The 25918-nt window shown below is 70.7% G+C and carries 24 protein-coding genes and 1 tRNA gene; 12 read left to right on the top strand and 13 right to left on the bottom strand.

What is annotated here, in order from left to right; all coding sequences use genetic code 11:
• Positions 1-151 precede the first annotated feature (151 nt).
• From DMA15_RS15010 to DMA15_RS15000, 3 genes are all read left to right on the top strand, one after another.
• A complete protein-coding gene (locus tag DMA15_RS15010; RefSeq protein ID WP_125513249.1) occupies positions 152-2011 on the top strand; it encodes a PQQ-binding-like beta-propeller repeat protein in 1860 nt (619 codons plus the stop codon).
• Between the two features lie 61 nt (positions 2012-2072).
• Complete coding sequence (locus DMA15_RS15005) at positions 2073-3968, top strand: PQQ-binding-like beta-propeller repeat protein (protein WP_125513248.1); 1896 nt, start codon at positions 2073-2075, stop codon at positions 3966-3968.
• Positions 3969-4203: 235 nt separating this feature from the next.
• Entirely contained in the window at positions 4204-4962 is a 759-nt protein-coding gene (locus DMA15_RS15000; protein ID WP_240659802.1) for a response regulator transcription factor, read from the top strand.
• A gap of 24 nt (positions 4963-4986) precedes the next feature.
• Here DMA15_RS15000 and DMA15_RS14995 read toward each other — a convergent pair whose 3' ends face one another.
• Positions 4987-5271 carry a hypothetical protein gene (locus DMA15_RS14995; protein WP_125513247.1) on the bottom strand — a complete coding sequence of 95 codons (285 nt, stop codon included), beginning with the start codon at positions 5269-5271 and terminating at the stop codon, positions 4987-4989.
• A 23-nt stretch (positions 5272-5294) separates the two neighbouring features.
• Complete coding sequence (locus DMA15_RS14990) at positions 5295-6980, bottom strand: sodium:solute symporter family protein (RefSeq protein ID WP_125513246.1); 1686 nt, start codon at positions 6978-6980, stop codon at positions 5295-5297.
• A 186-nt stretch (positions 6981-7166) separates the two neighbouring features.
• Here DMA15_RS14990 and galT point away from each other — a divergent pair, with 186 nt between their 5' ends.
• From galT to galK, 3 genes are read left to right on the top strand one after another with little or no spacing between them, the layout of a single operon-like run.
• Positions 7167-8228 carry a galactose-1-phosphate uridylyltransferase gene (galT, locus tag DMA15_RS14985; protein ID WP_125513245.1) on the top strand — a complete coding sequence of 354 codons (1062 nt, stop codon included), beginning with the start codon at positions 7167-7169 and terminating at the stop codon, positions 8226-8228.
• Positions 8225-9184 carry a UDP-glucose 4-epimerase GalE gene (galE, locus tag DMA15_RS14980; protein WP_125513244.1) on the top strand — a complete coding sequence of 320 codons (960 nt, stop codon included), beginning with the start codon at positions 8225-8227 and terminating at the stop codon, positions 9182-9184. The genes galT and galE overlap by 4 nt, the downstream gene beginning before the upstream one ends.
• A 3-nt stretch (positions 9185-9187) precedes the next feature.
• On the top strand, positions 9188-10342 hold the full coding sequence (gene galK, locus DMA15_RS14975) for a galactokinase (protein WP_125513243.1): 1155 nt from the start codon (positions 9188-9190) through the stop codon (positions 10340-10342).
• Between the two features lie 42 nt (positions 10343-10384).
• Here galK and DMA15_RS14970 read toward each other — a convergent pair whose 3' ends face one another.
• Entirely contained in the window at positions 10385-10840 is a 456-nt protein-coding gene (locus DMA15_RS14970) for a GNAT family N-acetyltransferase (RefSeq protein ID WP_125513242.1), read from the bottom strand.
• 270 nt (positions 10841-11110) lie between these two features.
• Between DMA15_RS14970 and DMA15_RS14965 the strand changes: the two genes are divergently transcribed.
• Positions 11111-11887 carry a response regulator transcription factor gene (locus tag DMA15_RS14965; protein ID WP_125513241.1) on the top strand — a complete coding sequence of 259 codons (777 nt, stop codon included), beginning with the start codon at positions 11111-11113 and terminating at the stop codon, positions 11885-11887.
• Here DMA15_RS14965 and tamR read toward each other — a convergent pair.
• Complete coding sequence (gene tamR / locus DMA15_RS14960) at positions 11846-12343, bottom strand: MarR family transcriptional regulator TamR (protein WP_125513240.1); 498 nt, start codon at positions 12341-12343, stop codon at positions 11846-11848. The two genes, DMA15_RS14965 and tamR, sit on opposite strands and share 42 nt — an antisense overlap.
• A gap of 117 nt (positions 12344-12460) precedes the next feature.
• On the opposite strand from tamR, the gene DMA15_RS14955 reads away from it, so the two are divergent.
• Both DMA15_RS14955 and DMA15_RS14950 read left to right on the top strand, forming a co-directional pair.
• Positions 12461-13297 (top strand): trans-aconitate 2-methyltransferase, encoded by an 837-nt coding sequence (locus DMA15_RS14955; protein ID WP_125513239.1) that lies wholly within the window; start codon positions 12461-12463, stop codon positions 13295-13297.
• Positions 13297-13737 (top strand): VOC family protein, encoded by a 441-nt coding sequence (locus DMA15_RS14950; RefSeq protein ID WP_164551762.1) that lies wholly within the window; start codon positions 13297-13299, stop codon positions 13735-13737. Before DMA15_RS14955 ends, DMA15_RS14950 begins: the two co-directional genes overlap by 1 nt.
• On the opposite strand, the gene DMA15_RS14945 is transcribed toward DMA15_RS14950, so the two are convergent.
• Entirely contained in the window at positions 13667-14353 is a 687-nt protein-coding gene (locus DMA15_RS14945) for a TetR/AcrR family transcriptional regulator (RefSeq protein WP_078594460.1), read from the bottom strand. The genes DMA15_RS14950 and DMA15_RS14945 overlap by 71 nt on opposite strands.
• Positions 14350-15357 (bottom strand): fatty acid desaturase, encoded by a 1008-nt coding sequence (locus DMA15_RS14940; RefSeq protein ID WP_125513238.1) that lies wholly within the window; start codon positions 15355-15357, stop codon positions 14350-14352. The genes DMA15_RS14945 and DMA15_RS14940 overlap by 4 nt, the downstream gene beginning before the upstream one ends.
• A gap of 281 nt (positions 15358-15638) precedes the next feature.
• Here DMA15_RS14940 and ppc point away from each other — a divergent pair, with 281 nt between their 5' ends.
• Entirely contained in the window at positions 15639-18383 is a 2745-nt protein-coding gene (ppc, locus tag DMA15_RS14935; RefSeq protein ID WP_125513237.1) for a phosphoenolpyruvate carboxylase, read from the top strand.
• 92 nt (positions 18384-18475) lie between these two features.
• On the opposite strand, the gene pth is transcribed toward ppc, so the two are convergent.
• From pth to DMA15_RS14910, 5 genes are all read right to left on the bottom strand, one after another.
• Entirely contained in the window at positions 18476-19078 is a 603-nt protein-coding gene (gene pth, locus DMA15_RS14930) for an aminoacyl-tRNA hydrolase (protein WP_125513236.1), read from the bottom strand.
• A 73-nt stretch (positions 19079-19151) separates the two neighbouring features.
• Positions 19152-19748, bottom strand: coding sequence for a 50S ribosomal protein L25/general stress protein Ctc (locus DMA15_RS14925; protein ID WP_125513235.1), 597 nt, complete (start codon positions 19746-19748; stop codon positions 19152-19154).
• Between the two features lie 164 nt (positions 19749-19912).
• On the bottom strand, positions 19913-20887 hold the full coding sequence (locus DMA15_RS14920; protein ID WP_125513234.1) for a ribose-phosphate diphosphokinase: 975 nt from the start codon (positions 20885-20887) through the stop codon (positions 19913-19915).
• Positions 20888-21003: 116 nt separating this feature from the next.
• Complete coding sequence (gene glmU / locus DMA15_RS14915) at positions 21004-22449, bottom strand: bifunctional UDP-N-acetylglucosamine diphosphorylase/glucosamine-1-phosphate N-acetyltransferase GlmU (protein ID WP_125513233.1); 1446 nt, start codon at positions 22447-22449, stop codon at positions 21004-21006.
• Between the two features lie 127 nt (positions 22450-22576).
• A tRNA-Gln gene (locus tag DMA15_RS14910) sits at positions 22577-22648 on the bottom strand.
• 142 nt (positions 22649-22790) lie between these two features.
• Here DMA15_RS14910 and DMA15_RS14905 point away from each other — a divergent pair.
• Positions 22791-24128: a histidine kinase gene (locus DMA15_RS14905; RefSeq protein ID WP_125513232.1), complete on the top strand. Its 1338-nt coding sequence runs from the start codon at positions 22791-22793 to the stop codon at positions 24126-24128.
• A gap of 25 nt (positions 24129-24153) precedes the next feature.
• Here DMA15_RS14905 and DMA15_RS14900 read toward each other — a convergent pair whose 3' ends face one another.
• A complete protein-coding gene (locus DMA15_RS14900) occupies positions 24154-24669 on the bottom strand; it encodes an SUKH-3 domain-containing protein (RefSeq protein WP_125513231.1) in 516 nt (171 codons plus the stop codon).
• A gap of 47 nt (positions 24670-24716) precedes the next feature.
• Positions 24717-25328 (bottom strand): YwqJ-related putative deaminase, encoded by a 612-nt coding sequence (locus tag DMA15_RS14895; RefSeq protein WP_240659801.1) that lies wholly within the window; start codon positions 25326-25328, stop codon positions 24717-24719.
• Between DMA15_RS14895 and DMA15_RS14890 the strand changes: the two genes are divergently transcribed.
• Positions 25315-25857 carry a hypothetical protein gene (locus DMA15_RS14890; RefSeq protein ID WP_125513230.1) on the top strand — a complete coding sequence of 181 codons (543 nt, stop codon included), beginning with the start codon at positions 25315-25317 and terminating at the stop codon, positions 25855-25857. The two genes, DMA15_RS14895 and DMA15_RS14890, sit on opposite strands and share 14 nt — an antisense overlap.
• Positions 25858-25918 lie beyond the last annotated feature (61 nt).

Genomic DNA, 25918 nt, shown 5'->3' with positions numbered 1-25918 from the left:
CCGTGCAGCTCGCGTAACGGACGCATCACGGGCCGGTCCTCCCTTGGGAACAGGGGCAGGACCGGCCCCGTTCGGTACGGGCTCAGGGTGATAGAAAGGCTCACCTGAGCACCATTTGGCGTGCCGAAAATCAGTGAAGGGGGAAGCGCTGATGACTCAGCCGCCCAACCAGCCGCCGCACGGCGGTCACGGAGCTCCGCAGGATCCACCGCCGGGGCAGCCGCCGATACCGCCGCAGCCGGGGTACGGCTATCCGCAGACCCCGCCGCCCGCGGCGGACAATCCGTACGCGCAGCCGACCCAACCGCAGCAGCCGGGCCCGTACGCGCCCCCGCCGCAGCAGCCCGGCCCCTACGGAAACCAGCCTCCGCAGCCCGGCCCTTACGGAGCCCAGCCTCCGCAGCCCGGCCCCTATGGCCAGCCGGCCCAGCCGCAGCAGTCCGGCCCCTACGCCCAGCCGCAGCAGCCCGGCCCGTACGGGAGCCCGCAGCAGCCCGGGCCCTACGGAAGCCAGCCCCAGTACGGCTACCCGCAGCAGCCGCCCACGCAGCCGCAGTTCCCGGCGGGCCCCGGCGGCGGCAACGGCAACGGCAAGCGCAGCAAGCTCCTGGTGATCGGCGCCGCGGCCGTGGCCGCACTCCTCGTCGCGGCCGGTGTCACCTGGGCCGTCGTCGGCGGTGACGACGACGGCGAGAAGAAGTCCGAGGCGAAGGAGAAGGACCCCAAGCCCTCCGCCACCGCCCCGGCCAACCCGGGCACCGGCGACGGCGACGGCAACGAGGGCAAGGAAGACCTCAACGAAGGCCGCCGGCCCGGCGAGGCGAAGGTCCTCTGGTACAAGGAGGCGCCCAAGGTGCCCGGTGCCGGCGGCGACGCCCCGGGCATGTGGGTCGACGGCGACACCGTGGTCAAGGCGGCGTACAAGGAGCTGTACGCGTACGACGCCGAGACCGGCAAGACCAAGTGGCCCGCCATCAAGTTCCCGCAGAAGATCTGCGCCGCGACGGAGAAGGCCACCGAGGACGGCAGGATCGTCGTCGCGTTCAAGGACGGCACCAAGAGCAGCGCCAAGTGCAACCAGATCCAGGTCATCGACATGAGGACCGGGGACAAGGGCTGGCTCAAGACGGTCAAGGAGGAGGGCATGTTCGACTTCTCCATGCAGAGCGACCTCGTCCTCGTCGGCGATGTGCTCATGGTCGGCCGTGACCAGTCCGGGACCGCGCTGCGGATGCGCGACGGCAAGAAGCTCTACGTCGCGGACAAGAAGGAAGAGGGCACCTGCTTCCCCAAGGGGTTCGCCGGCGGTGACGGCAAGCTCCTGATGGCGCTCTCCTGCGGCGCTTCGGGACCCGAGGAGCACGACGAGCTGCAGCAGCTCGACCCCAAGACGGGCAAGGCCCTGTGGACGAAGAAGTTCCCCAAGGGCTGGCAGGTCCGCAAGATCTACGGGACGAGCCCGACGATCGTGTACTCCCGCAACGAGGACAAGAAGCGGTGGAACATCTCGGTGCTGAAGGGGAACACCGACACGACCACCTCCGAGGTCAGCAGCAAGGACAACTTCGCGCCCGACTGCGGCACCTCGATCATCGACGACAAGCTGGGCGGCTGCCAGGGCGTGGCCTCCGACGACAAGTACCTCTACCTGCCGACCGCCGACAAGGGCGCCAACGCGATCGTCGCGATCAGCCTGGCCACCGGCAAGGAGGCCTGGCGCACCAAGTCGCCGCTGGACGAGACGATTTTCCCGATGAAGGTCGAGGACGGTGAGCTGATCGCGTACGTCGAGCCGTCGTACGATGCCGGCGGCCGCGTCGTCTCCATCGCGACGTCCGGTTCGCACGAGCCCAAGACCCTTCTGCAGCACCCGAAGGGCACCTCGCAGATCGAGAGCGGCTTCTACTCGAAGGACGTCGACTACGTGGACGGGCGCTTCTACATCTCGACCACCAGCATCACGGGCAGCACCACCGGCCAGTCGAAGCTGATGCTCGCCTACGGCCAGTGACCTTCCCCGCCGTCCCGTTCACCCTCTCGTCCCTCAGCGTCCCCAAGGAATAGACGACGTCATGACCCAGCCGCCCCAGCCCCCGCAGCAGCCGCCGAACGAGCCCCCGCAGGGCGGCTTCGGCGCGCCCCAGGACCCCCCGCCCGGCGGTTTCGGCGCCCCGCAGAACCCTCCGCCCGGAGGCTTCGGCAAGGCCCCGGACCCGTCCTACGGCTACCCGCAGCAGCCGCCCGCCCCGCAGACGCCGCCGCCCGCGGCGCCCCCGGCACCTCCCGGCCGGCCGCCGCAGACCCCGCCGCCCGCGGGCCAGCCGAACTACGGCTATCCCCAGGCGCCCCAGGCCCCGCAGACGCCCCAGGCCCCGCAGAGCTACGGCTACCCGACCCAGCCCGCCCAGCCGCAGTACCAGCAGGGCGCGTACCAGCAGCCCGGGTACCAGCAGGGCTACCAGCAGCCGCCCACCATGCCGATGCAGCCGCAGCCCGGCGGTTCCGGCTCCGGTGGCGGCAAGAAGATCAGCGGCCAGATGGCGATCGTCATCGCGGCGGTCGTGGCGATCGCGCTGATCGTCGGCGGCGGTGTCTTCTACGCCTCGTCGAAGGACGACGACTCCAAGAAGACCGCGCAGGGCGACGGCAAGGGCGGCGGCAAGAAGGGCAAGGGCGGCACGGGCGGCGACGCCCCGGCGGGCCAGGGCCCGGCCAAGGAGAAGGCCCCGGCCGACCCCACGGCCAAGGTCGTCATGCAGCTGCCCCAGCCCGCGATTCCCGAGGACCAGATCTGGCAGGCCACCGGTTCGCTGCTGACCGACGACGTCTACGCCAAGTCGGGCATCAACGAACTGAACGGCTACGACCCGGACACCGGCAAGGAGAAGTGGTCGATCCCGCTCTCCGGTCAGACGTGCGCGATGTCGCGGGAGACGACCAAGGACGGCATCGCGGCGATCGTCACCGAAGAGGACAAGCGGAACAAGAAGGGCGACTACGAACAGTGCACCAACGTTTCCGCGGTTGACCTGAAGTCCGGCAAGAAGCTCTGGACCGAGACCGTCGAGACCAACGGCATGAAGGCGACCTTCAAGGAGGTCACCATCTCCGGCACCACGATCGCCGCCGGCGCGGGCACCAGCAGCGGCGGCGCCGCCTGGGACGTGTCCGGCAAGTCGCTGTGGAAGCCGAAGATCGGCAAGTGCGAGGACGTCGGCTACGCGGGCGGCGACCAGCTGGTCGCGGTCCGCAAGTGCGGCACGTACGGCGACGAGAAGCTGAAGGTCCAGCTCCTCGACCCGAAGACCGGCGCCGCCAAGTGGACGTACGCGCTCGCCGACGGCATCGACAACGCCAAGGTCATCTCCACCAACCCGGTCGTCTTCGGCCAGGACACCACCGAGATCACCGCGAGCGGTGTCACCGACGTCTTCTCCCTCGGCAACAACGGCAAGCTGCGCGCCAAGATCTCCCTGGAGGACGGCAAGTACGACCACGACTGCGGCGTCAACATGGTCAACGACTGCACGTCGATCACGGTCGGCAACGACCGGCTGTACGTGCCGACGCGCCAGCACGACGGCAGCGGCGAGAGCTACAACCGGACCAACGAGATCGTCTCCTTCTCGCTGGCCACCGGAAAGGCGACCAGCGACCGCGCCGTCGCGGGCGACAACGGCGAGATCTTCCCGCTCCGCATGGACGGCGGCAACGTCATCGCGTACAAGGCCCACGGCTACCAGAAGGGCGCCCAGATCGTCTCGCTCGACGGCAAGACGATGAAGGAGACCAAGCTCCTGGAGACCCCCTCGTCCGAGGCGGTGACCGACGCGATCAGCGGCATGGTCCCGAAGTCGAACGAACTCCTCTACGCCGAGGGGCGCATGTTCATGGGCAAGCAGCTGCTCAGCAAGCCCTACTCGAAGGACGAGAAGGAGTACGTCGCGCTCGGTTTCGTCGCGAAGTAGTCCCCGGCTCCGGGGCGAAGCAGCCTCCCGTCCGGTTTCAGCGGCCGTCCCCTCGGAGTGCGAGGGGGCGGCCGCTGCCGTTGCCGCGCCGTTCCGTACCCCCAGTCACCCCTGAAGGGCATGGCTTTCGGCATTCCGGGCCGCTTCTGGCGGGTAGGGGGCGCGCAACGTCGAACAAGCGTGTAGCTTCCGGGAGATGGAGGGCCGGGGGGCCTGCGGGAACTGGGGGGTTTCTATGGGTGTGCGGCTCATGGTGGTCGACGACCACCGGCTGCTCGCCGAGGCGCTCGCCTCGGCGCTGAAGCTGCGCGGGCACCGCGTGCTGGCCGCGGCGGCGCCCGCGGCGGGAGCGGCCGAGCTGGTGATCAGCCGGGCGCCGGAGGTGTGCCTGCTGGGCACGGCCACGCCCGCGGAGCCGGGCATGTTCGACCCGGTGGTGAAGATAAAGCGGGACCGCCCGCAGGTGGCGGTCCTGGTGCTCGGCCCGGTGCCGAGCCCGCGCGGGATAGCCGCCGCCTTCGCCGCGGGCGCCTCCGGTTACGTACGCCATGACGAGCGCATCGAAGGAGTGGAGCGCGCCATCATGAAGGCGCGCGCCGGGGAGGCCGCCGTCGCGCCCCAGTTGCTGCAAGGTGCCTTCAGCGAGCTGCTGAATCCGGCCGCGCAGCCCGACGACGAGGGGCAGCGCCTGTTGCAGATGCTCACGCCCCGCGAGGTCGAGGTCCTGGTGCGGGTGGCCGACGGCGAGGACACCCGGGTGATCGCGGCCGGGATGGGGATAGCCCCGAGCACGGCGCGCACGCATGTGCAGCGGGTCCTGATGAAGCTGGGCGTCGGCTCCCGCCTGGAAGCCGCCGCGCTCGCCGCCCGCACAGGCCTACTCGACCGCGCCGAGCGCCCCCCTTCGGCGTACGCGGACAGCGTCGGCGACATCGGCGGCACCAGTGACCTCAGCGGCCGTGACATGCGGGCGGGACCCGAGCCACCGCGGTGAACCCGGGCCCCGTTCAGCGGGCTCCTACGCGTCGTCCGCCGGTGCGTCGGCGGGTGGCACCGTGGGGCGCAGCCACAGCCAGCCGAGGAAGAAGAGCCCGAGGGCGAGCATGCCAAGGCCCGTCCAGAGGTTGATGTTGATGCCCTCGGCCTTCCTCAGGTCGGCGTCGGACGCGGTGATTCCGGCGATCGTCACGATGATTCCGTAGACGCCGAACAAACCGCCGATGATCCGCCGGATGTCGAAGAGGCGGGCGGCTGTCGCGGACTCGCGCTCGAGCTCGGAGACTTCGTTGTGCAGCTCTGACATGGTTTTCGGTCCTCCGATCGGGGCTAGAGCGAGTACGGCAGGTAGCAGGCGGCGGCGAGCACGACGGCGCCCCAGCCGAGCAGCGCCGGCTTGCGGTACCAGGCGTCGTCGCCCGCCTCGGCGCCCTCGTCCTCGAGCCCGGGCGAGGCCGTCCCGTAGACGAGGCCTGCCAGTTCGGCCTCCGGCTTGGGCGCGGTGAAGAGGGTGACGACGACCATCACGACGGCACCGGCGACGAAGCCGACGATCGCCGAGACGAAGTTGGCGCCCTGGTCGGTGGGGATGTCGACGACGCCCTGCTTGTAGATCCAGAAGTAGTTGACCATCGCGGCGGTCGTGCCCGCGACCAGGCCCCACACGCCGGACTTCACCGAGGCCCGCTTCCAGAACATGCCGATGACGAAGACCACGAACATCGGGACGTTGAAGAACGAGAAGAGGGTCTGGAGGTATCCCATGATGTTCGAGAACGACGAGGCGATGAACGCCGTACCGATCGAGGAGAGCACCCCGATCGCCGTGATGAGCCGCCCGAAGTTCAGGTAGTAACCGTCCTCGCGGCCCTTGACCACGTACTTCGCCCAGATGTCGTACGTGAACACGGTGTTGAAGGACGAGACGTTCGCCGCCATGCCCGCCATGAACGCGGCGAGCAGACCGGTGACCGCGATGCCGAGGACGCCGTTGGGCAGCAACTCCTGCATCAGGTAGGGGATCGCGTCGTTGTACGTCAGATCCGAGCCCGCCGTGCCGATCCTCGGAACCAGGACGGCGGCGACCAGGCCCGGGATCATCACCAGGAAGACGATGAAGATCTTCGGGAAGGCGGCGATCAGCGGGGTGCGCTGGGCCGCGCTGAGGTTCTTCGCGGACAAGGCGCGCTGCACCTCGGCGAAGTTGGTCGTCCAGTAGCCGAAGGAGAGCACGAAGCCGAGGCCGAGGACGATGGTCAGCCAGTTGGCGCCGAGCGGGTTGGCGTCGCCGATGCCGGTGCCGCCCCAGGCGGTGAGGAAGTCGCCGCCGTGCTGCTTCTCGATGGAGCCGCTCAGACCGTCCCAGCCGCCGACCTTCTTCAGCCCGATGACGCAGATCGGGATGAGGGCGGCGAGGATCACGAAGAACTGGAGCACTTCGTTGTAGATCGCCGAGGAGAGTCCGCCGATGGTGATGTACGCGAGCACGAACAGGCCGGCGACGACGATCGCCACCCACTGCGGCCAACCGAGCAGCGCCTCGACGACGATCGACAAGGCGTAGAGGTTCACGCCCGCGATGAGTATCGCCGCGAAGGCGAAGAGCGCCGAGCTGAGCAGGTGCGCCGACCTGTCGAAGCGCTGGAGCAGGAACTCCGGGACGGAGCGGACCTTGCTGCGGTAGTAGAACGGCATCATCACCAGGCCGAGGAAGACCATGGCCGGGATGGCGCCGATCCAGTACCAGTGGACGACCGCGACACCGTACTGGGCGCCGGTGGCGGCCATGCCGAGGATCTCGGTGGCGCCGAGGTTCGCGGCGACGAAGGCGAGGCCGGTCACCCAGGCGGGCAGGGAGCGCCCCGAGAGGAAGAAGTCGAGGCTGGTCCGCACGGACCGCCGGGCGGCGAAACCGATGCCGAGCACCACGATGAAGTAGATCGCGAGGATCGTGTAGTCGAGGCCGTTGGTGGGCAGCCGAAGTCCCTCGGCCAGGGTCTGAGTGGGGGACTGCATGGGTGAACTCGCTTCGTTGCGCGAACGGATCAGACCGGAACCTACGCCCCTCGCTTCGATAACTGAACACTTTTGTTGGTGTTCTTTGTTCGATCGTGATCGACCGCATGCGTTGACGAAGATGGTCGCTTGTGGTTTGTTGTGTTCGGTTCTGTTGGTGATAGGTGGTGGTGAGGAGCCCCCGACGTGAAGAAGACCTCGACCCGTCTCGCCGACGGTCGCGAGCTCATCTACTACGACGTACGCGACGGCGCGCCCCGCGAGGCCGTCGACCGCCGCCCGCTCGGGCCCGTCTCGACCACGTCGGAGATCCGCCGGGACCCCCTCCTCGGCGACTCCGTGGCCATCGCCTCGCACCGCCAGGGCCGCACCTACCACCCGCCCGCCGACGAGTGCCCCCTGTGCCCCTCCGCCGGGGGCCGGCTCAGCGAGGTCCCCGACTCCTCGTACGACGTCGTGGTCTTCGAGAACCGCTTCCCCTCGCTCGCGGGCGACGCGGGCCGCTGCGAGGTCGTCTGCTTCACCTCCGACCACGCCGCGTCCTTCGCGGACCTCACCCCGGAGCAGGCCCGGCTCGTCCTGGACGCCTGGACGGACCGCACCGCCGAGCTGTCCCGGCTGCCCTCCGTGACCCAGGTGTTCTGCTTCGAGAACCGCGGCGCCGAGATCGGCGTGACCCTCGGCCACCCGCACGGGCAGATCTACGCCTATCCCTTCGTCACGCCCCGCACCGAGCTGACGCTGCGCTCGCTCGCCGCGTTCAAGGAGGCCTCGGGCGGCCAGAACCTCTTCGACGACATCCTCGCCAGGGAGCGCGCGGGCGAGCGGGTCGTCCTGGAGGGCGAGCACTGGGTGGCCTTCGTGCCCCACGCCGCCCACTGGCCCTACGAGGTCCACCTCTACCCCAAGCGCCGGGTGCCCGACCTGCTCGGGCTCGACGAGGCGGCGCGCGCGGAGTTCCCAGAGGTCTATCTGGAACTCCTGCGGCGCTTCGACCGGATCTTCGGCGCCGGGCAGCCGCCCACCCCGTACATCTCCGCCTGGCACCAGGCGCCCTTCGGCGGCCTGGAGGAACATCACGGGATCAACCGTGACGATTTCGCCCTCCACCTCGAACTTTTCACGATCCGCCGCACTTCGGGCAAGCTGAAGTTCCTCGCGGGTTCCGAATCCGGCATGAGTGTGTTCATCAACGACGTGCCGCCGGAAGCCGCGGCCGAGCGACTGCGAGAGGTAGCGAGTTCATGAGCGGTAAGTACCTGGTCACCGGTGGCGCGGGCTATGTCGGAAGCGTGGTGGCGCAGCACCTGATCGAGGCCGGCCACGAGGTGAGCGTCCTCGACAACCTCTCGACCGGCTTCCGCGAGGGCGTCCCCGCGGGCGCCGCGTTCATCGAGGGCGACATCCGCGACGCCTCCAAATGGCTGGACTCCTCCTTCGACGCCGTGCTGCACTTCGCCGCCTTCTCGCAGGTCGGCGAGTCGGTCGCCAAGCCCGAGAAGTACTGGGACAACAACGTCGGCGGCACCATGGCACTGCTCGCAGCCATGCGCGACGCGGACGTGCGCAGGCTCGTCTTCTCCTCGACGGCCGCCACCTACGGCGAGCCGGTCAGCACCCCCATCACGGAGAGCGACCCGACCGCCCCCACCTCCCCGTACGGCGCGTCCAAGCTCGCCGTCGACCACATGATCACCGGCGAGGCCGCCGCCCACGGCCTGGCCGCCGTCTCCCTGCGCTACTTCAACGTCGCGGGCGCGTACGGCCAGTTCGGCGAGCGCCACGACCCCGAGTCGCACCTCATCCCGCTCGTCCTCCAGGTCGCCCAGGGCAGGCGCGAGGCGATCAGCGTCTACGGCGACGACTACCCCACGGACGACGGCACCTGCGTACGCGACTACATCCACGTCGCCGACCTCGCCGAGGCCCACCTCCTCGCCGTCGAGGCCGCCACCCCCGGCGAGCACCTCATCTGCAACCTGGGCAACGGCAACGGCTTCTCGGTGCGCCAGGTCATCGAGACCGTCCGCCAGGTCACCGGCCACCCGATCCCCGAGGTGATCGCCCCGCGCCGCGACGGTGACCCCGCGGTGCTCGTCGCCTCCGCCGCCGCCGCGCGCCAGAAGCTCGGCTGGCACCCGTCCCGCCCGGACCTCGCGGGCATCGTCGCCGACGCCTGGGCGTTCGCCCGGCGAAAGGGGTAGTACATGGCCAGGGCAGCCGAAGTCGCGGCGCGATTCGCGGAGTTGTACGGGTACGCGCCGGACGGCGTCTGGTCGGCGCCCGGCCGCGTCAACCTCATCGGCGAGTACACGGACTTCAACGAAGGCTTCGTGCTGCCGCTCGCCCTCCCGCACACCGCGGTCGCCGCCGTCGCCCGGCGCACCGACGGCGTCCTGCGGCTGCACTCCGCCGACATCGACGCCCCGCTCGCCGAAGTGCGCGTCGACGAGCTGACCCCGCTCTCCGACGGCGGCTGGGCCGCCTACCCCGCCGGGGTCGTCTGGGCGCTGCGGGACGCCGGGCACCCGGTCACCGGCGCCGATCTGCATCTGTCCTCGACGGTACCGACGGGCGCGGGCCTCTCCTCCTCGGCGGCCCTGGAGGTCGTCACCGCGCTCGCCCTCGACGAGCTCTTCGGCCTCGGGCTCACCCGGCCCGAACTGGCCGTCCTCGCCCAGCGCGCCGAGAACGCCTTCGTCGGCGTCCCCTGCGGAGTCATGGACCAGACGGCGTCGGCGTGCTGCGCCGACGGCCACGCCCTGCACCTGGACTGCCGCGACCTGACCCTGCGCCAGGTCCCCTTCGACCTGGCCGCCCAGGGCCTGCGGCTCCTGGTCGTCGACACCCGCGTCAAGCACGCGCTCGGCGACGGCGCCTACGCGGAGCGCCGCGCCGGGTGCGAGGCGGGCGCCCGGGCCCTCGGCGTCAGCCACCTGCGGGACATCGCGTACGAGGAACTGCCCGCCAGCCTCCCGAAGCTGACGGACGAGAAGGTCCGCCGCTACGTCCGGCACGTCGTCTCCGACAACCACCGCGTCGAACAGGTCATCGGCCTCCTGGACTCCGGTGACGTACGCGCGATCGGCCCTGTCCTCACCGAGGGCCACGCCTCGCTCCGCGACGACCTGCGCATCTCCTGCCCGGAGCTGGACCTGGTGGTGGGCACCGCGAACACGGCGGGCGCGCTCGGCGCGCGGATGACCGGCGGCGGCTTCGGCGGCTCGGCGATCGTCCTGGTGGAGAGCGCCGCTGCGGACGCGGTGACCAAGTCCGTCCTCGACGCCTTCGCGGCGGCGGGCTTCACGGCGCCGCGCGTGTTCCCGGCGGTGGCGTCGGCGGGGGCCCGCAGGGAGGCCTAGGCCCTGTCCGGAACAGGCGCCAGGGCCTGCCCGGAACAAGCCCTAGGCCAGCCGCTTGGTGAGCGTGAACTCCTTGACGCCCTCGGGGTAGTCGGGGATCACGCACACCAGGTCGTACCCCTGGTTGCGGTAGAAGCCCGGCGCCTGGAAGTCCCACGTCTCCACCCGGGAGTTGAGGCAGCCCCGCTCCTCGCGGGCCACCCGCTCCGCCTCGGCGAGCAGCCGGGAGCCGAGGCCCGCCCCGCGGTGCCGGTCGTCGACCCAGAGGAGGTCGACGTGGAGCCAGCGGGCCCAGGTGTGCGCGGCGAGCCCGGCCGCGAGACCGCCCGCCGCGTCCAACGCCCAGAGCGCCAGGGGGACTTCCTGGTCATCGACCGTGCCGCGCAGGGCGCGGATCGCCGGGGACGCCGCCGTGTTCGTCGCGGCGAGCCGCGAACGAAGCAGAGCAAGCCGCTCTTTGTCGACTCCTGTCTCCATGCGAAACATACGGCTCACCATAAACGCGCCGGACAATCAGTTCTGCAAATTACCTTCCGCTCCAGGCGTGCGGCCCTACTCTGAAGAACAGTGCCGGTGGGGGCCGGCGCCGATCAGGGGGCGAGACAGTCGGGTACGACGCCCGGCATGGGGGCAGCAGTGACCGCGCGGCGGCGGCCGTGCGGCTGTGTCGACCCCTGTTCCGGGCGCCGTACCCGCTCCGATCGTTCTCCGACGTATTCGACGGGGGTATCCCCTGCTCCTTGCGGGAGCGCGGGGAAGGGGGTTTCTGTGGTTCGTATCCGAGTTCTGGTCGTCGACGACCATCGCATCTTCGCCGAGTCGCTGGCGGCCGCGCTGGCCGCCGAGCCCGACGTGGAGGTCTCCGCGGCGGGCAGCGGGCCGGCCGCGCTGCGCTGCCTGGAGCGGTCGGTCGCCGAAGGCCGCAGATACGACGTACTGCTCGTCGACGCCGACCTCGGCGCCACCGCGAGCGCGCTCCAGGGCACCCGCCCCGCGGTCCCGGTCCAGGACGCCAACGCGGACGGTCTCGTCGACGGCATATCCCTGGTCGCCGGCGTCCGCACCGGCCAGCCCGCGGTGCGCACGGTCGTGCTCGCCGAGAAGGACGACCCGCGCCGCGCGGCCCTCGCGCTCCAGGCGGGTGCATCGGGCTGGGTCGCCAAGGACTGCTCGCTCTCCCGCCTCCTGACGGTCATACGAGGCGTGCTCAGGGACGAGACGCATCTGCCGCCCGCCCTGCTCACCGGCGTCCTGCGCGAGCTGACGGCGGCCCGCAAGCACCGCACCGAGTCCGAGCGCCTCGTGGAGTCCCTGACCCCGCGCGAGCGCGAGGTGCTGCGCTGCATGGTGGCGGGCCTGGGCAGGAAGGCCGTCGCCGAACGCCTCTTCCTCTCCCCGCACACGGTGCGTACGCACATGCAGAACGTCCTGGGCAAGCTCGGCGTCCACTCCACGCTCGCGGCGGTCGCGCTCGCCCGGCGCGCGGGCGTCGGCCCGGTCGACCTAGCCGGGGATGTTGTCGAACGGGGCGGTCAACTGGCGTAGCAGCCCGGCCAGTTCACCCCGCTGGGCGCGGGAGAGTTCCGCCAGGATGGCCCGCTCCTGTGCCAGGAGTCCGGCCAGGGCCTGGTCCGCGCGGTCCCGGCCCTCGGCGGTGAGCCGCACCAGCACGCCGCGCCGGTCGCTCGGGTCGGGCAGCCGCTCGACGAGGCCCTTCTTCGCGAGGCGGTCGATGCGGTTCGTCATCGTGCCGGACGTCACCAGGGTCTGCGTCAGGAGCTGGCCGGGGGAGAGCTGATAGGGCGCGCCCGCACGCCGCAGCGACGTCAGGACGTCGAACTCCCAGGGCTCCAGATTGTGCTCGGAGAACGCGAGTCTGCGGGCCCGGTCCAGGTGCCGCGCGAGCCTGCTCACGCGGCTGAGCACCTCAAGTGGCTCCACGTCGAGGTCCGGGCGCTCCCTGCGCCACGCCGCGACCAGCCGATCGACCTCGTCCTCCATGACGATCAGTGTAGGGGGTCTGTCGACGTGAAGTCTCTTGACGTCAAGATACTTAGCGGTGAGGATGGTGGGGGAAGAGCGTGAACGCGTAAGCCGCCGTCCTCTGGGAGGCCCCTCATGTCCGCCGCCGCAGCCGCCGCCACCTGGGATCCGCTCCAGTACCTGCGCCACTCCGACCACCGGACCCGGCCCTTCACCGACCTCCTGGGCCGCGTCCCCGACCTGCCCGCCGCCGAGGGACGCCCGCCCCGTATCGCCGACCTCGGCTGCGGGCCCGGCAACGTCACGCGGCTCCTGGCGCGGAGGTGGCCCGGCGCGCACATCACCGGGTTCGACAACTCCCCGCAGATGCTGGCCGAGGCCGAGCGGCTCGCCGGGCCCACGGACGGCGGCGGCCGCCTGGACTTCGCCGCCGCCGACGCGACGGAGTGGGCCCCGGCCCCGGGGACGTACGACCTGATCCTCTCCAACGCCACTCTCCAGTGGGTGCCGGACCACGCGGACTCCTTCCCCGCCTGGACCGCCGCGCTCACGCCCGGCGGCACGTTCGCCTTCCAGGTGCCCGGCAACTTCGGCGCCCCCAGCCACGTGCTCATGCGGGAGCTGAGCGAGTCCGCGCGGTGGCGGGACCGGCTCGGCGGGCGCCTGCGGCACGCGGACGCCGTGCTGACGCCCGAGGCCTATCTGGAGCGGCTCGCGGGGCTCGGCTGCGAGGTCGACGCCTGGGAGACGACGTATCTGCACGTCCTGGAGGGCGAGGACCCCGTCCTCGACTGGGTCAAGGGCACGGGCCTGCGCCCGGTCCTCACCGCGCTCGGGGACGACGCTCAGGCACGGGAGGCGTTCCTCGCGGAGTACGGGGCACTCCTGCGCGAGGCGTACCCCGCCAGGGAGCACGGCACGGTCTTCCCGTTCCGGCGGGTGTTCGCGGTGGCGCGCAGGGGGGACGCCTGATGCTCAGGGTCATCGACCACGTCCAGCTGGCAGCCCCGCCCGGCAGCGAAGTGCTCCTGCGCGCGTACTACGCCGACGTGCTCGGCATGACGGAGACACCCAAGCCGCCCGCCCTCGCGGCGCGCGGAGGCTGCTGGTTCGAGGCGGGCGGCGTACGGCTGCACCTGGGCGTCGAGGAGGAGTTCAGGCCCGCCGGGAAGGCGCACCCAGGGTTGCGGGTCCGGGACATCCAGGCATACGCGGCCCGGCTGGCGGCGCGGGGCGCCGAGGTCACCTGGGACGAGCACCTGCCGGGACACCGGCGGTTCTACTCCCAGGACCCGGTCGGGAACCGGCTCGAATTCCTCGAACCCTCGCCCCCGGAAGCCGTCAGCTCTTGCGGTGGCCTATCAGGCGGGGCTTCGGTTCCAGGCCGTCGAGGCCGTGCCACGCCAGATTGACGAGGTGCGCCGCCACCTCCGCCTTCTTCGGCTTGCGGACGTCCAGCCACCACTGGCCCGTCAGCGCCACCATGCCGACCAGCGCCTGCGCGTACAGCGGTGCCAGCTTCTGGTCGAAACCGCGGCCCTTGAACTCCTGGCCCAGGATGTCCTCGACCTGCGTGGCGATGTCGGAGATGAGGGAGGCGAAGGTGCCCGTGGACTGGGCGACGGGGGAGTCGCGGACCAGGATGCGGAAGCCGTCCGTGTACGTCTCGATGTAGTCGAGCAGGGCGAACGCGGCCTGTTCGAGCAGTTCCCGGGGGTGCCCGGCGGTGAGCGCGCTGGTCACCATGTCCAGGAGCTGGCGCATCTCACGGTCCACGACGACCGCGTACAGCCCCTCCTTGCCGCCGAAGTGCTCGTAGACCACCGGCTTGGAGACCCCGGCCTTCGCCGCGATCTCCTCCACCGACGTGCCCTCGAACCCCTTCGCGGCGAAGAGGGTGCGGCCGATGTCCAGCAACTGCTCCCGGCGCTCGGCACCCGTCATCCGGGTGCGGCGGGTGCGCCGGGGCTGCTTCTCTTTGCCGGCAGGGCTGGAATTGCTGGAGTCGGTCGCCACGTCGTCCATCATGCCGCGTCAGCGGCCTGCGGCCGTCGGCGGGCGTCGATGCGGTCCTTCGAGGGCCACCGCACGTCGTACGCCCAGCCGAGCCGCTCGCACCAGCGGATGATCCGCGCGGAGGAGTCGAGCTGCCCCTTCATCACGCCGTGCCGCGCCGACGTCGGGTCGGCGTGGTGGAGGTTGTGCCAGGACTCGCCGCAGGAGAGCACCGCGAGCCACCACACGTTGCCCGAGCGGTCACGCGACTTGAAGGGCCGCTTGCCGACCGCGTGGCAGATGGAGTTGATCGACCAGGTCACGTGGTGCAGCAGCGCCACACGGACCAGCGAGCCCCAGAAGAACGCCGTGAAAGCGCCCCACCACGACATCGTCACCAGGCCGCCGACCAGCGGCGGAATGGCCAGCGAGACGATCGTCCAGAACAGGAACTGCCGGGAGATGCGGCGGATCACCGGGTCCTTGACCAGGTCCGGCGCGTACTTGTCCTGCGGGGTGCGCTCCTCGTCGAACATCCAGCCGATGTGCGCCCACCACAGGCCCTTCATCAGGGCCGGGACCGTCTCACCGAAACGCCACGGCGAGTGCGGGTCGCCCTCGGCGTCGGAGAACTTGTGGTGCTTGCGGTGGTCGGCCACCCAGCGCACGACCGGGCCCTCCACGGCCATCGAACCGGCGACCGCGAGCGCGATCCGCAGCGGCCGCTTCGCCTTGAAGGCGCCGTGCGTGAAGTAGCGGTGGAAGCCGATCGTGATGCCGTGGCACCCCAGGTAGTACATGAAGACGAGCAGGCCGATATCGAGCCAGCTCACCCCCCAGCCCCAGGCCAGCGGGACCGCCCCGAGCAGGGCGACGAACGGGACGACGATGAACAGGAGCAGCGTCAGCTGTTCGAGGGACCGCTTCTGCTCACCGCCCAGGGTCGCGGGCGGAAGGGTGCTCGTGGAGTCCGCCCCCTGGGCGGGAGCGGCGTCGATCACATCGGTCTCGGTGGGCGCATCGGAAGCTGTCGTCATGGGCACGTCCCCTGTGGGGTCGAGGGTCAAGGTCGAGAGAGAGCGGTGCACAGGCACGGGTACCGCTTCCTACGGTTCCGTAACCTACGGCGACGTAAGTATGGCAGCGCCGAGCTTCCGGGCAAGTGGCGGAGCGTCTCGGCAAGTGGCCGAAACTTCCGTGGCACGAAGTGACACCTATCCTTGGAAACGGTCGGACAGCGCGGTCCGCTCTGAATCTCCCCGGATCCTTTCCGGGACCCCTCCCAGACGAGCTTCAAACACTGCAAGGAGCCGCACCTGTGAGCAGTGCCGACGACCAGGGCCGTCAGGCCACCAGCCCCGCCAGCGCCGAGCTGCGCGCCGACATCCGCCGCCTCGGCGACCTGCTGGGCGAGACCCTCGTACGCCAGGAGGGTCCCGAACTCCTCGAACTGGTCGAGAAGGTCCGCCACCTCACGCGCGAGGACGGCGAGGCCGCCGCCAAGCTGCTCGGCGGGACGGAACTGGAGACCGCGGCCAAGCTGGTCCGCGCCTTCTCCACCTACTTCCACCTGGCGAACGTCACCGAACAGGTCCACCGCGGCCGCGAGCTGCGCGCCCGGCGCGCCGCCGAGGGCGGACTGCTCGCCCGCACCGCGGACCGCCTCAAGGACGCCGACCCCGAGCACCTGCGCCAGACGGTCCAGCACCTCAACGTGCGGCCGGTTTTCACCGCGCACCCCACCGAGGCGGCCCGCCGCTCGGTCCTCAACAAGCTCCGGCGCGTCGCCGAGCTGCTGGAGACCCCGGTCATCGAGTCCGACCGGCGCCGCCACGACACCCGTCTGGCCGAGAACATCGACCTCGTCTGGCAGACCGACGAGCTGCGTGTCGTGCGCCCGGAGCCCGCCGACGAGGCCCGCAACGCCATCTACTACCTCGACGAGCTGCACGCCGGCGCCGTCGGGGACGTACTGGAGGACCTCACGTCGGAGCTGGAGCGCGTCGGCGTCGAGCTGCCCGAGGGCACCCGCCCGCTCAGCTTCGGCACCTGGATCGGCGGCGACCGCGACGGCAACCCGAACGTGACGCCCGCCGTCACCTGGGACGTCCTGATCCTCCAGCACGAGCACGGCATCAACGACGCGCTCGACATGATCGACGAACTGCGCGGCTTCCTCTCCAACTCCATCCGCTACACCGGAGCCACCGACGAGCTGAAGGCCTCCCTCCAGGGCGACCTGGAGCGGCTGCCCGAGATCAGCCCGCGCTACAAGCGGCTCAACGCCGAGGAGCCGTACCGCCTCAAGGCCACCTGCATCCGGCAGAAGCTGGAGAACACCAAGCAGCGCCTCGCCAAGGGCACCGCCCACGAGCCCGGCCGCGACTACCTCGGCACGAGCGAGCTGCTCGACGACCTCACGCTCATCCAGACCTCCCTGCGCGAGCACAAGGGCGCCCTCTTCGCCGACGGCCGGATGAACCGCACCATCCGCACCCTCGCCGCGTTCGGCCTCCAGCTCGCCACCATGGACGTACGCGAGCACGCCGACGCCCACCACCACGCGCTCGGCCAGCTCTTCGACCGCCTCGGCGAGGAGTCCTGGCGCTACACGGACATGCCCCGCGAGTACCGCCAGAAGCTGCTCGCCAAGGAGCTGCGTTCGCGGCGGCCGCTCGCGCCGTCCCCGGCCCCGCTCGACGCCGCAGGTGAGAAGACCCTCGGCGTCTTCCTCACCGTCAAGAAGGCCCTTGAGGTCTTCGGCCCCGAGGTCATCGAGTCGTACATCATCTCGATGTGCCAGGGCGCCGACGATGTCTTCGCCGCCGCCGTCCTCGCCCGCGAGGCAGGCCTCATCGACCTCCACGCGGGCTGGGCCAAGATCGGCATCGTGCCGCTCCTGGAGACCACCGACGAGCTGCGCGCCGCCGACGTCATCCTCGACGAGATGCTCGCCGACCCCTCGTACCGCCGCCTCGTGGCGCTACGGGGCGACGTCCAGGAGGTCATGCTCGGGTACTCGGACTCGTCCAAGTTCGGCGGGATCACCACCAGCCAGTGGGAGATCCACCGCGCCCAGCGCAGGCTGCGCGACGTCGCGCACCGGTACGGCGTGCGGCTGCGGCTCTTCCACGGCCGCGGCGGCACCGTCGGCCGTGGCGGCGGCCCCTCGCACGACGCCATCCTCGCCCAGCCCTGGGGCACCCTGGAGGGCGAGATCAAGGTGACCGAGCAGGGCGAGGTCATCTCCGACAAGTACCTGGTGCCCTCGCTGGCCAGGGAGAACCTGGAACTGACCGTCGCGGCCACGCTCCAGGCCTCCGCCCTGCACACCGCCCCGCGCCAGTCCGACGAGGCCCTCGCCCGCTGGGACGCGGCGATGGACGTCGTCTCGGATGCCGCGCACTCCGCGTACCGGCGCCTCGTCGAGGACCCGGACCTGCCGACGTACTTCCTCGCGTCGACGCCGGTCGACCAGCTCGCCGACCTGCACCTGGGCTCCCGGCCCTCCCGCCGCCCCGGCTCGGGCGTCTCGCTCGACGGCCTGCGGGCCATTCCGTGGGTGTTCGGCTGGACCCAGTCCCGGCAGATCGTGCCTGGGTGGTTCGGTGTGGGGTCAGGCCTCAAGGCGCTGCGGGAGTCCGGGCTCGACACCGTGCTCGACGAGATGCACGAGCACTGGCACTTCTTCCGGAACTTCCTCTCCAACGTGGAGATGACGCTGGCCAAGACGGATCTGCGGATCGCGCAGCACTACGTGGACACGCTCGTCCCGGACGAGTTGAAGCACGTCTTCGACACGATCAAGGAAGAGCATGAGCTGACCGTTCGTGAGGTGCTGAAAGTCACCGGGGAGGATGAGCTTCTCGGCTCCCACTCGGCGCTTCGGCAGACCTTCGCGATTCGGGACGCGTATCTCGACCCGATCTCGTATCTTCAGGTCGCGCTGCTCAAGCGGCAGCGGGATGCGCAGGCCGCCGGGCAGGAGGCTGATCCGTTGCTGGGGCGGGCCCTGCTTCTTACCGTTAACGGTGTTGCGGCTGGGTTGCGGAATACCGGCTGATTTTCTGCGGGTGCGTGGGGGCTGGGCGCGCAGTTCCCCGCGCCCCTTCGGGGCGCTCCTTGCGGGGCGCCCCTGATAGGCCCTGAAAGTGCTCAGGAGTTGTACGTGCTCTGGGCTCGCTCCAGGCCCTCGATGATCAGGGCTTCCACCGCGTCCGCCGCGCGGTCCACGAAGTAGTCCAGTTCCTTGCGTTCCGCGGACGAGAAGTCCTTCAGTACGAAGTCCGCGACCTGCATCCGGCCCGGCGGGCGGCCGATGCCGAAGCGCACCCGGTGGTAGTCGGGGCCCATCGCCTTCGTCATCGACTTCAGGCCGTTGTGGCCGTTGTCGCCGCCGCCCAGCTTCAGCCGCAGCATGCCGTAGTCGATGTCCAGCTCGTCGTGGACCGCGACGATGTGCTCCGTCGGCACCTTGTAGAAGTCGCGCAGCGCCGTCACGGGACCACCCGAGACGTTCATGTACGACATGGGCTTCACGAGGATCACCCGGCGGCTCGCGGGTCCCGGCGCCCCGATCCGGCCCTCGACCACCTGGGCCTGCGCCTTCGCGGCCCGCTTGAACTTGGCGCCGATGCGGTGCGCGAGCAGGTCGGCCACCATGAAACCCACGTTGTGCCGGTTCATGGCGTACTCGGGGCCGGGATTGCCGAGGCCCGCGATCAGCCAGGGGGCGTTGGCGTCGGTCGTCACGTGCATGTCTCCTTCATACGCGGCAGCCGCCGCCCCCCGAGGGAGCGGCGGCTGCCGTGCCGAATGTACGTCGCGAGGATCAGGCCTCGGCGGACGCGTCGCCCTCGGCGGAGTCGGCCGGGGCCTCCTCGGCCTGCGCGGCCAGGACCTGGAGGACGACCGCGTCCTCGTCGATCGCCAGCTTGGAGCCGGACGGCAGCGGGATGTCCTTCGCGAGGATGGACGCGCCGGCCTCCAGGCCCGCGATGGAGACGGTGACCTCAGTCGGGATGTGCGTGGCCTCGGCCTCGACCGGCAGCGTGCTCAGCACGTGCTCGAGGAGGTTGCTGCCCGGGGCCAGCTCGCCCTCGGTGTGGACCGGGATCTCGACCGTGACCTTCTCGCCGCTGCGCACGAGGAGCAGGTCGACGTGCTTGAGGATGCCCTGACGGAGGGCGTCGCGCTGCACGGCCTTCGGGATCGCCAGCTGGGTCTTCTGGCCGTCGACGTCCAGGGAGATCAGGACGTTCGGGGTACGCAGGGCGAGCAGCAGCTCGTGGCCCGGCAGGGTCAGGTGGACCGGGTCGGCGCCGTGGCCGTAGAGAACGCCGGGAACCTTGTTCTCGCGGCGGATGCGGCGCGAGGCGCCCTTGCCGAACTCGTTGCGGGTCTCGGCGGAGATCTTGACCTCGGACATGTGCACTCCTCGTACAACAGGTGTCGGATGGGGTTACCCGGCCATACGACTGGCCTGCTACGAAGAGCGCGTCGATAACGGACCGCCCCACCAAAAGGTGAGGCCTCCCTCGCCGAGCAACTTGAGCAGTCTACTCGGCCGGGAGGCCACACCCAAAAGGATCTCTACTGCTCCTCGAAGAGGCTCGTCACCGAGCCGTCCTCGAAGACCTCACGGACCGCGTTCGCGATCGTCGGCGCGATCGAGAGCACCGTGATCTTGTCCAGCTCCAGCTCGCCCGGGGTCGGCAGCGTGTCCGTGAAGACGAACTCGCTCACCTTGGAGTTCTTCAGGCGGTCCGCGGCCGGGCCGGAGAGCACGCCGTGCGTGGCCGTCACGATGACGTCCTCGGCGCCGTGCGCGAAGAGCGCGTCGGCGGCGGCGCAGATCGTGCCGCCCGTGTCGATCATGTCGTCGACCAGGACGCAGACGCGGCCCTTCACCTCACCGACCACCTCGTGCACGGTGACCTGGTTGGCGACGTCCTTGTCGCGGCGCTTGTGGACAATCGCCAACGGGGCGCCGAGCCGGTCGCACCAGCGGTCGGCCACGCGGACGCGGCCGGCGTCGGGGGAGACCACCGTCAGCTTCGAGCGGTCCACCTTCGCGCCCACGTAGTCCGCGAGGATCGGCAGCGCGAAGAGATGATCGACGGGCCCGTCGAAGAAGCCCTGGATCTGGTCGGTGTGCAGGTCGACCGTGAGGATGCGGTCGGCGCCCGCGGTCTTCATCAGGTCGGCGATCAGACGCGCCGAAATCGGTTCACGCCCGCGGTGCTTCTTGTCCTGGCGCGCGTAACCGTAGAACGGCACGATGACGGTGATGGAGCGGGCCGACGCGCGCTTCAGCGCGTCGATCATGATCAGCTGCTCCATGATCCACTTGTTGATCGGAGCGGTGTGGCTCTGGATCAAGAAGCAGTCGGCGCCACGCGCCGACTCCTGGTAGCGGACGTAGATCTCGCCGTTGGCGAAATCGAAGGCCTTCGTCGGCACGATGCCGACACCCAGCTTGTGTGCGACCTCCTCGGCCAACTCGGGGTGGGCGCGGCCGGAGAAGAGCATCAACTTCTTCTCGCCGGTCGTCTTGATCCCGGTCACAGCACTGTCTCCTCAGAGAGTTCTTCCCGCTGCCGTACTCACGCGTCCCGGTGCGTCGAGTCGGCCGAATGTGTGCACCTATCACGGTACGCCGTGTCAGACGCACCTGTTTCCGGTCAGCTTGCGCTGTCCGCCTCCCGGGACGCCGCCTCGGCCGCCTTCGCGGCCGCGCTCCCCGGACGCTTGCGGGCCACCCAGCCCTCGATATTCCGCTGCTGGCCCCGGGCCACGGCCAGCGAACCCGCCGGCACGTCCTTCGTGATCACAGACCCGGCAGCGGTGTACGCACCGTCCCCAACCGTGACAGGAGCCACAAACATGTTGTCCGAACCGGTACGGCAGTGGGAGCCCACCGTCGTGTGGTGCTTCGCCTCGCCGTCGTAGTTCACGAAGACGCTCGCCGCACCGATGTTGGAGTGCTCGCCGATCGTCGCGTCGCCCACGTACGACAGGTGCGGCACCTTCGAACCGTCGCCGACCGTCGCGTTCTTCATCTCCACATACGTACCCGCCTTGGCCTTCACTCCAAGCCGGGTGCCGGGCCGCAGATACGCGAACGGGCCGACGCTCGCCCCCTCCCCGATCTCGGCGCTGTCCGACACGCTGTTGTCCACCCGGGCGCCCGGACCGACCTTCGTGTCCTTCAGCCGCGAATGGGGGCCCACCTCGGCGCCCTTGCCCAGGTGCGTGGCGCCCTGGAGCTGCGTACCGGGGTGCACGACCGCGTCCTGCTCGAAGGTGACCGTCGCGTCGACCCACGTCGAGGCCGGATCCACCACCGTGACGCCCGCCAGCATCGCCTCGTTCAGCAGCCGGTCGTTCAACGTCCGCCGCGCCTGCGCCAGTTGGACGCGGTTGTTGATCCCCGCGATCTCCTCGTGGTCCCCGGCCACGGACGCGCCGACGCGGTGACCGGCCTCGCGCAGGATCCCCAGGACGTCCGTCAGGTACTCCTCGCCCTGGCTGTTGTCCGTGCGCACCTTGCCGAGGGCTTCCGCAAGGAGCCGTCCGTCGAAGGCGAAGACCCCGGAGTTGATCTCACGGATCGCGCGCTGCGCCTCGGTGGCGTCCTTGTGCTCGACGATCGCGGTGACCGCGCCGCTCTCGACGTCGCGCACGATGCGGCCGTACCCGGTCGCGTCCGGCACCTCGGCGGTCAGCACGGTCACGGCGTTCCCGTCGCCGCTGTGCGTGGCGGCGAGCTTTCGCAGCGTCGCGCCGGTGAGCAGCGGGGTGTCGCCGCATACGACGATGACGGTCCCGTCGACCGGGCCGCCGAGCTCCTCGAGGCCGATGCGGACGGCGTGACCGGTGCCGTTCTGCTCCGCCTGGTAGGCGGTGCGGACGTCCGGGGCGACGGCGCGCAGGTGCTCCTTGACCTGCTCGCTCTGGAAGCCGACGACGGTGACGAGCCGCTCGGGGGTGAGCGCGGAGGCGGCGTGGAGCACGTGCCCGATGAGGGACCGGCCACAGATCTCATGCAGGACCTTGGGGAGGTCCGACTTCATACGGGTGCCCTCACCCGCTGCGAGGACGACGACGGCCGGGCGGGTTGCGCTCACAGGGATGCCCTTCGGCTTCGGATGGCTTGTGCCTCTGTGGGGTGGACATCCGCAGGATACCGGGGCGTAGGGGGGTGGAAATGGGGGCGGGTCCCGACCAAGAGGCCGGGACCCGGACCGAAGAAGGCTCCCCCGCCAGGACTCGAACCCGGACAGATGGCACCAAAAGCCACAGTGCTGCCAATTACACCACGGGGGAATAATCCGACCGAACCGGACAGTTAGCCGGTCCGCCGAACAGGCACCCAACACTATGCCGTACCAACGGCCTTGCGTGCGACGGCAGGGGGAGCCGGAAACTCACCGGAAAACCGACATGGAACGCCCGTACGCTGGAAGGCATGACCACGACGGGGGACGACCACACCGCGGCCATGACCGGGCCGTGGTGGTGGGAGAGGCGGCGCGCGGCCGCGTTGGATGTGGGGCTCGCGGTGGTGTCCGCGGCGGAGTGCGGGGCCGAGGGGGTGGCCTTCGCGCGGGACGCGGGGCTGCCGACCGCGGTGGGGGTCGGCTTCGGGATCCTCGCGGGCGCGGCACTGCTGCTGCGGCGGCGCTGGCCCGTGGCCGTGGTGCTCATATCCATCGCGATCACACCCGCCCAGATGGGCTTTCTGCTGACGATAGTCGGCCTTTACACGCTGGCGGCCTCGGAGCTGCCGCGCCGCATCACCGGTGTGCTCGCGGGCATGTCGATGGCGGGGACGCTGATCGTCGCGCTGGTGCGGGCCAGCCAGGACCTGGCCAAGGAGGGCTCGCATCCGCCGATAGGCAGCGAGTTCGTGCCGTTCTTCGCCGTCGCGGCGGCGATCGGCGTCACGGCCCCGCCGGTGCTGCTCGGGCTGTACGTGGGCGCGCGGCGGCGGCTGATGGAGAGCCTGCGGGAGCGGGCGGACGACCTGGAGCGGGAGCTTCAGCTGCTCGCCGAGCGCGCGGAGGAGCGCGCGGAGTGGGCGCGCAACGAGGAGCGGACGCGGATCGCCCGCGAGATGCACGACGTGGTGGCGCACCGGGTGAGCCTGATGGTCGTACACGCGGCGGCGTTGCAGGCGGTGGCCAGGAAGGACCCGGAGAAGGCCGTGAAGAACGCGGCGCTCGTCGGTGACATGGGCCGCCAGGCGCTGACGGAGCTGCGGCAGATGCTCGGGGTGCTGCGCACGGGCGACGGCGACGGTGCGAAGAGCGCGAAGCCGGTGGATCCGGTGCCGCTGGCCGCCGTGGGGCACGCGGCGGCCGCGGCCGCGGCGGCGTCGCGGGCGGTGGACGAGGACGGGCCGTGCCTGGCGGACGTCGACGAGTTGGTGGGGCAGTCGAGGGACGCGGGGATGGCGGTCGACCTGTCGGTGGAGGGGGAGCCGCGTGGCTACGCCGCCGATGTGGAGCAGACGGCGTACCGCGTGGTGCAGGAGGCGCTGACCAACGTGCACAAGCACGCGGCGGGCGCGAAGACCTATGTGCGGCTCGCGCACCGCGTCTCGGAGATCGCGATGCAGGTGGAGAACGAGCCGCCGCCGGAGGCCGGTCCCTCGGACGCGAGGTTGCCGAGCGGGGGCAACGGCCTGGTGGGCATGAAGGAGCGGGTGCTGGCACTCGGCGGGGTGTTCGTGTCGGGTCCGACGGACGGCGGCGGTTTCCGCGTCTCGGCGGTGCTTCCGGCGGCAGTTCCGGCGGCGGGGTAGCGGTTCGGCGGCGGTCGTACGCCGGTCAGCTCGCCGTCAGGCGGGTGGGGCGGGCGCCCGTGACGAGGGTGGCGAGGGCCTGGTCGATGTGGGCGCCGAGGAACCAGTCACCGCTGTGGTCGAGGCTGTAGACGCGGCCCTCGGTGTCGATGGCGAGCAGCGCCTGGGTCTCCGTCTCCTCGCCGATGGGGCACACCTCGGTGCTCAGGGCGCGGCCGAGGTCGCCGAGGGTGCGGGCGAGGTGCAGGCCGTACATGGGGTCGAGGTGCACGGTGGCGGGCGCTATCTGGCGGCCGGGGCCCTGCGGGGTGATGTGCAGTCCGCCGAACTCGGCCCAGGCCTCGACGGCGGCGGGGAAGACGCGGTGGCGGTGCCCGGCGGGTGAGGTGTGGCGGCGCAGGACGTCGGCCCAGATCTCGGCCTGCTTGATGTCCCAGCGCCCCTGGCGCCAGCCGGCCGCGCGCAGGGCGGCGTCCACGGGTACGGGGAAGCGGGTGCTGTGGCCGGCGGGTGCGGCGGTCGTGGTGCGGTCGGCGTGCATGGGGTGGCCCTTGTTCGGTCGGAGACGGTCGGTCGGACGGGCGACGGTCAGCCTTCGGTGGCCGTCGGGTCCACGACACGTACGCCGAAGTGCGCCGTGAGGGCGGTGCAGGAGCGGCAGGGCTGGGCGAAGGAGCCGTGCAGGGGGTCGCCGTCCTCGCGGATGCGGCGGGTGGTCAGTTTGGCGTGCTTGAGGGCCTTGCGGGCCTCGCCGTTGGTCATCGGTTTGCGCGAGGCCCGCTTGGAGCGGCTCGCGTCGGCCGCCATGAGGTGGCGGGAGATGAGGATGGCCTCGGCGCAGCGTCCGGTGAAGCGTTCGCGCTGGCCGCTGGTGAGGGTGTCGAGGAAGTCCTGGACGAGCGGGTGGAGCGTGGGGGGTTCCTCGCCGCGGCCCGCGGTGCAGGTGAGCGTGGTCTGGCCGCGTACGGAGAGGGCGGCGGCGACGGTCGGCAGGATCCCGTCGCGGCGCTGGCGCAGGATGGGCGCGTGCGCGTCGGTGCTGCTCCAGCCGACGCGGGGGTCGCCGGACGCGGCGGCGCGGGGGTCTCCGGCGCCGGGCGCGGCGTCGCCCGCGGGGCCGGGGCCGGTGCCGGGTGCGGCGGCGGAGGCCGTGAGGGGCGCGCTGGGGTCGGCGGTGGGATGCCCGGTGCTGGTTGCCATGACGGTTCCTGAGGTGGTGGCCATGCCGGGCCGCGTGGCGGTTGCCATGACGGTTCCTGCGGTGGTGCTCATGCGGGGTCCTGCGGTGCCGGGACCTGCGGCGCCTGCCGACCCGCTCCCCGTGGTGAATGCCGTGAAGGACCCGGTGGTGGTGGCCGTGCCGGGCCGAGTGGTGGGTGCCGAGCCGGGTCGCGAGGCGGTCGCCATGCCGGACCCCGCCGCGGTCGGCAGCAAGGATCCCGTGGTCGCCGCGGTGGCGGACCTCGCCGTGGCCGCCGTCGTGGACAGCGTGTGGCCTGACGTGTTCTGTGCCATGTGCATCGTGCTGTTCCCCTCCCCCTGGGCTCGCGCCCCTGCGCTCGCGGTCGTCACCGCGTGTGTGCCACGCCCCCGCGTCGCGGGGGACAGCCTGCCAAATGGGGCGGGTGGTGCGGAAGCTGGGGCACTGCGACACGCCTGGCTTCCCGTCGGGATTCGTCGCACGGTGACCGTCCGGTGGCTGCTGGTCATGGAACCGGAGGCCCGGTGACCGGTGTCGTCGTTACGCATAGGCTGTGTCGACATCCGCAGTACCGGAACCCGCGGAAACC

The sequence above is a fragment of the Streptomyces sp. WAC 01529 genome (assembly GCF_003945545.1).
In the GTDB taxonomy this organism is placed as follows: Bacteria; Actinomycetota; Actinomycetes; order Streptomycetales; family Streptomycetaceae; genus Streptomyces; species Streptomyces anatolicus.
This window is presented reverse-complemented; position numbering and strand designations above follow the sequence as displayed.